Annotated in this window: 5 protein-coding genes and 5 tRNA genes; 6 read left to right on the forward strand and 4 right to left on the reverse strand. The window is 71.7% G+C overall.

Annotated features, from left to right (window positions below; translation table 11 throughout):
- The coding region (locus EBH09_RS06225) for a hypothetical protein (protein ID WP_121745948.1) at window positions 1-340 on the reverse strand (340 nt) is incomplete at its 3' end.
- 189 nt (window positions 341-529) lie between these two features.
- Here EBH09_RS06225 and EBH09_RS06230 point away from each other — a divergent pair.
- Complete coding sequence (locus EBH09_RS06230; RefSeq protein ID WP_121745949.1) at window positions 530-1051, forward strand: DsbA family protein; 522 nt, start codon at window positions 530-532, stop codon at window positions 1049-1051.
- Window positions 1052-1097: 46 nt separating this feature from the next.
- On the opposite strand, the gene EBH09_RS06235 is transcribed toward EBH09_RS06230, so the two are convergent.
- Genes EBH09_RS06235 through EBH09_RS06245 form a run of 3 tightly spaced genes read right to left on the reverse strand, consistent with a single transcriptional unit; the run spans window position 1098 to window position 3843 of the window.
- Window positions 1098-1922: a GNAT family N-acetyltransferase gene (locus EBH09_RS06235; RefSeq protein ID WP_193776129.1), complete on the reverse strand. Its 825-nt coding sequence runs from the start codon at window positions 1920-1922 to the stop codon at window positions 1098-1100.
- Window positions 1923-1972: 50 nt separating this feature from the next.
- Window positions 1973-2794: an aminodeoxychorismate lyase gene (locus EBH09_RS06240; protein WP_121745951.1), complete on the reverse strand. Its 822-nt coding sequence runs from the start codon at window positions 2792-2794 to the stop codon at window positions 1973-1975.
- Window positions 2791-3843, reverse strand: coding sequence for a chorismate-binding protein (locus EBH09_RS06245; protein WP_121745952.1), 1053 nt, complete (start codon window positions 3841-3843; stop codon window positions 2791-2793). Before EBH09_RS06245 ends, EBH09_RS06240 begins: the two co-directional genes overlap by 4 nt.
- A 177-nt stretch (window positions 3844-4020) precedes the next feature.
- Here EBH09_RS06245 and EBH09_RS06250 point away from each other — a divergent pair.
- The 5 genes from EBH09_RS06250 to EBH09_RS06270 all read left to right on the forward strand — a co-directional run bounded on the left by EBH09_RS06250 (window position 4021) and on the right by EBH09_RS06270 (window position 4498).
- A tRNA-Gly gene (locus EBH09_RS06250) sits at window positions 4021-4093 on the forward strand.
- A gap of 39 nt (window positions 4094-4132) precedes the next feature.
- A tRNA-Cys gene (locus tag EBH09_RS06255) sits at window positions 4133-4206 on the forward strand.
- Window position 4207: 1 nt separating this feature from the next.
- A tRNA-Val gene (locus EBH09_RS06260) sits at window positions 4208-4279 on the forward strand.
- A 53-nt stretch (window positions 4280-4332) separates the two neighbouring features.
- A tRNA-Val gene (locus EBH09_RS06265) sits at window positions 4333-4404 on the forward strand.
- Between the two features lie 22 nt (window positions 4405-4426).
- Window positions 4427-4498 (forward strand) — tRNA-Val (locus tag EBH09_RS06270).
- Window positions 4499-4608 lie beyond the last annotated feature (110 nt).

Genomic DNA, 4608 nt, shown 5'->3' on the forward strand with positions numbered 1-4608 from the left:
CCAGGGAGGGCTCCGAGGCCGCCGGGGCGACCGCGTCGCGCTGTGCGGCGGCGCGGGCCTCCTTGCGCTCCTTGCGGGTGCCGCCGCGGCGGCGCTCCACGGTGCGCGTGGTCATGAACAGCACCCAGGACACACCCAGCACCGCGAAGCCGGCCCAGGCCACCGGGCTGAAGGCCGTGTCGGCCAGCCACTCGACGAGCCCGGTCATCACCAGGCCGATCGGGACGAGGGAGTAGGCGGCGATGCGGGTCGCGGTGAGGAAGCGCCTGCGGTACGCGGTGATCGCCGCGATGCCCAGGCCTGCCGCGGACACCGCGGAGCAGACGGTCTCGGCAATCATCCGGTCCTCCAGGCTGGGCTCGGTCGGGCATGAGTACTTCTGTCCCTTCCATCCTGCACCGTCCGGGCGCCTTGGTGCCATGCTCAGGCCCGAGATCAGGGAGATCTAGGGGTCGGCTCCTCCCCAGGTGCCGGTGGCCGTCTACGAGGGCGGTCGGGGTGCCGTCCCGCCGGCTGGGAGAATGTCAGCATGAGCGACTCCTCCCCCGCCCGTCCCGCGCCCGTCCTCGACGTCTGGTGCGAGCTCCAGTGCCCGGACTGCCACACCGCCCTGGACGACCTCCGCGCCCTGCGCGCCCGCTACGGCGACCGTCTGGAGCTGCGGCTTCGGCACTTCCCTCTGGAGAAGCACAAGCACTCCTTCGCCGCCGCCCAGGCCGCCGAGGAGGCCGTCGCCCAGGGCCGGGGGTGGCCGTACGCCGAGGCCGTGCTGGGCCGGGTGGCGGAGCTGGATCGCAAGGGAGAGCCCTTCCTGGTGGAGGTCGCCCGGGAACTGGGACTGGACGCCGAGGAGTTCGACACCGCGCTGATCGACGGCCGGCACATCCTGATCGTCGACGCCGACCAGGCCGAGGGCAAGGCGATCGGCGTGACCGGCACCCCCACGTACGTGATCGGCGGTGAGCGCCTCGACGGCGGCAAGAGCCAGGAGGGGCTGCGCGAGCGCGTCGAGGAGATCGCGGACCGGCTGCTGGCCGGACAGCGGGACTGATCCGGCAACGCTCCCCTCGGCCCGCCCCACCCGCTCCCGCCCGCTGTCAGAGCAGCGGTTTGTAGAAGCTGTACCGCGTCGTCCCGTAGTCGAGCGACTCGTAGAGGCGCTCGGCCGCGGTGTTCCCCGCGAAGACGTTGAGCCCGATCAGGGGTCGGCCCGCGGCGATCGCCTGCGCCTCGGCCAGCAGCATCAGCGTACGGCCGTGTCCCCGGCCCCGGTGGGCCGCGTCGGCCTCGACGTCGAAGACGAAGGCCCGGCCCTCGTACAGCGCCAGCCACAGGACGCCGACCCGTGTTCCCTCGTGCTCCAGGACGCTGAACAGCATGTTCTCCGTGTCCAGCCCCTGCGGCAGCAGCATCTCGTGATCGCTGCGCGCCTTCTCGCGAGCCTCCGCCTCGGGCATTCCCCGCTCGATCCAGGTCCGGGCGTACTGCTCCGACTCGTAGGCCTGCCAGACGTCGAACTCTTCCCGTGCCATGGGCCGCGCCCGGCTGTCCGCGGGCAGGGCGGGCGGGGTGTCGCCGAGCTGCTTGGTCATGCCGCGGGTGCGCAGGACGTAGCCGAGCGCGGCGGTGAGCCGCAGACCCGCCACGGCGTCGGGGCCGACGCTCGCCTCGATCTGCCCGCAGCCCCAGCCCCGGGCGATCTCCTCGGCCGCGAGGGCGGCCACCGTGCCCCGGCCGCGCCGGCGGTCCGGCTCGTCGATGCGCAGCTTGTGGATCACGGCCACCGAGTCACCGAAGGCCTTCGACGTGCCGAGGTGTACCGCGCCGACGGGACGGCTGTTCACGCACACCTGGTAGTGGCGTGAACGCGTTCCGTCGGCGGCGCGCTGAAGCGGCTCGGTCGGCCGCAGGGTGGTGGTCATCACGGGTGTTCTACCCGCCGGAGGTGCGAAGCGCAGCCGAATATCCGCGCCTACGGGTCCAGGTCGTCCCCGGACCGCTCCTCGAAGATCCGCATGGCCTTCGCGGTCACCGGTCCCGGGGCGGCGGGCAGTTCGCGGTCGTCGACGCGGTGCACGGCCTGCACGTCCCGCAGCGTGGAGGTCAGGAAGACCTCGTCGGCGCGGTCCATGACGTCCAGCGGCAGGTCGGTCTCACGGGCGCCGGTCCACTCGACGGCCAGGGCACGGGTGATTCCGGCGAGGCAGCCGGAGGCTACCGGCGGGGTGTGGATCTCGCCGTCGAGGACGACGAAGACGTTCGACCCCGTGCCCTCGCACAGCTGCCCCACCGTGTTGCCGAACAGCGCCTCCGAGGCGCCCCTTTCACGGGCGCGGGCGAGGGCGACGACGTTCTCGGCGTAGGAGGTGGTCTTCAGGCCGGTGAGCGCGCCGCGCTCGTTGCGGGTCCAGGGCACCGTGATGACGGCCGTGGAGTCGGGGCGGCGGCCGGTCTCACCGAGGGCGACGACGAGGGTCGGGCCGTGCTCGCCGCGGTCGGAGCCGAGCGGGCCGTGGCCGCCGGTGTAGGTGACGCGCAGCCGGCCCAGCGGCATGGGGTTGGCTTCGAGGACGGCGGCGCAGGCGTGGCGCACCTCGTCGAGATCGGGATCGGGCAGACCCAGGCCGCGCGCCGAACGGGCCAGCCGGTCCAGGTGCCGGGTCAGCGCGAACGGCCTGCCGGCCACCGCCTTCACCGTCTCGAAGATGCCGTCGCCCACGGTCAGTCCGTGGTCGAGGACGGAGACGCGGGCGGACTCGATGTCCTGCAGCCCGCCGTCGAGCCAGATCTTCACGTCAGTAGCGCCTCTCCGCTTCCGGTCACCTCGTACGCACCCGACGCTACCGCGAGCAGCCGGGACGCCTTGAGTTCGGTCTCCCGCCACTCCCCCTCGGGATCGGAGCCCCAGGTGATGCCGGCGCCGGTGCCGAAGCGCAGCAGTCCCGCGGCTCGGTCGATCCAGAAGGTGCGGATGCCGACGGCCAGCTCGCCGGTCCCCCGGTCGGCGTCGACCCAGCCGATGCCCCCGCAGTACGGCCCCCGGGGCGCGGTCTCCAGCGCGTCGATGATCCGCAGGGCGCTCGACTTGGGCGCGCCGGTGACGGACCCGGGCGGGAAGGCCGCGCCGAGCAGCTCCGGCCAGCCGGCGCCGGCGCGCAGCTCGCCGCGTACCGACGAGACCAGGTGTACGAGACCGGGGTGCTTCTCGACGGCGCACAGGTCCGGCACCGTCACGGTGCCCGTGGCGCAGACCCGCCCGATGTCGTTGCGGACCAGGTCCACGATCATCACGTTCTCGGCGTAGTCCTTCTCCAGCAGGTCGGCCTCGGTCCGCCCGGTGCCCTTGATCGGCCCGGACTCGACGACCCGGCCCTCCCGGCGCAGGAACAGCTCGGGCGAGGCGGTGGCGATCTCGACGCCGTGGCCGGGCAGCCGGATCGTTCCGGCGTACGGCGCCGGGTTGCCGCGGGCCAGCAGGGCGGTGAGGGCGTCCACGTCGGCGCTGGGGGCGACGGGCGCCGAGAGCACCCGGCAGAGGTTGGCCTGGTAGACCTCGCCGGCGGCTATGTGCTCGCGGATGCGCCGCACGGCCGCCGTGTACGCGGTGCGGTCGAGGGAGGACGCCCAGTCACCGACGGCCGGTCCCCGCCACCCTCCCGCTACTGGCGCGGGTACCGGGGCTGTCCGCACCTCGGCGAAGCGTGCGCAGGTCAGACGGCCTTCGAAGTCCGCGCAGACGGCCCAGAAGCCCCTGGAGTCGAGGGCGGCGGGGTCACTCGTGACGTCGAGGAGACCGGTGGCGAGGCGGTCGCCGAAACGGGCGAGGGGAGGGAGGTCGGGCACGCTGTCGAGTCTAGGCCGGTGTCCCGGAGGTGACCCGAACCTGTCCTTCCGGGTGCCCTGACCAGGTCCGCGACCGGACGCACCGCAGCACGCTGCACAAACGCGTTTTTGTACTGGCCCCGGAATCCGCTAGAGTTCATGACGTCGCCGGGACGCGCAAGCGGACCGCACCGACAGGCGGACGTAGCTCAGTTGGTAGAGCGCAACCTTGCCAAGGTTGAGGTCGCGAGTTCGAACCTCGTCGTCCGCTCGCAGGAAACAGGGGGCCTCCCGGGTCTCCTACACTCCTGGTGGAGTGGCCGAGAGGCGAGGCAACGGCCTGCAAAGCCGTCTACACGGGTTCAAATCCCGTCTCCACCTCCAAGGACGATTAGCTCAGCGGGAGAGCGCTTCCCTGACACGGAAGAGGTCACTGGTTCAATCCCAGTATCGTCCACTGATCCGCATGGATCACCGATCCGCATGGATCACCGATCCGCATGGATCCCCGCGCGATTAGCTCAGCGGGAGAGCGCTTCCCTGACACGGAAGAGGTCACTGGTTCAATCCCAGTATCGCGCACGCAGCACTCGCACCACCCCCAGGACGATTAGCTCAGCGGGAGAGCGCTTCCCTGACACGGAAGAGGTCACTGGTTCAATCCCAGTATCGTCCACACACCGAAGCCCCGGCCGTTCCGTACGGCCGGGGCTTCGTCGCGCGTCCGTTCGCTCAGCTGGAGAAGAGCATGCGGCCGAAGCCCTTCTGACGGTGGTGACCGTGGTG

It is taken from the genome of Streptomyces sp. E2N166 (genome assembly GCF_003671715.1).
GTDB classification, from domain to species: Bacteria; Actinomycetota; Actinomycetes; order Streptomycetales; family Streptomycetaceae; genus Streptomyces; species Streptomyces thinghirensis.

Bases quoted from the DNA above. Each gene is read 5' to 3' on its own strand.
- EBH09_RS06235 (WP_193776129.1), bottom strand. From the start codon at position 1,922: ATGACCACCACCCTGCGGCCGACCGAGCCGCTTCAGCGCGCCGCCGAC.
- EBH09_RS06230 (WP_121745949.1), top strand. From the start codon at position 530: ATGAGCGACTCCTCCCCCGCCCGTCCCGCGCCCGTCCTCGACGTCTGG.